This window comes from Acidovorax facilis, from assembly GCF_023913775.1.
GTDB lineage: Bacteria > Pseudomonadota > Gammaproteobacteria > Burkholderiales > Burkholderiaceae_C > Acidovorax > Acidovorax facilis.
Window position 1 is genome coordinate 1 of the sequence record NZ_JAMXAX010000354.1, and the last position, 257, is coordinate 257.

At 54.9% G+C, this 257-nt stretch carries 1 protein-coding gene; it reads right to left on the reverse strand.

Translation table 11 applies throughout. The features are described from left to right. Positions 1 to 159: 159 nt before the first annotated feature. The coding region (locus tag NFX52_RS30565) for an IS3 family transposase (protein ID WP_156358536.1) at positions 160 to 257 on the reverse strand (98 nt) is incomplete at its 5' end.

A 257-nucleotide genomic window follows, 5' to 3' on the forward strand; every position in this document is an offset into this window, starting at 1 on the left:
CCAACAGCCCGTCGGGGTCTGAGCTTGCAAGCTCGATGACGAGCGAGCTGCAAAAGTCCTGCGAATACGCCAGCGTGGACAGCGCGACGATCACGAACACGTTTTTTCCGAACTCGGACAACAAGAACATGGGGGTGCGGATAAAAACTTGGACTGGTTTTATGCCGCAAGTCCAAGGCTCACCCGGTATTCGATAGGGCTGAGGGAGCCAAGAGAGATCTTGATCCGCTTCTCGTTGTACCAGCGGATGTAGTCGT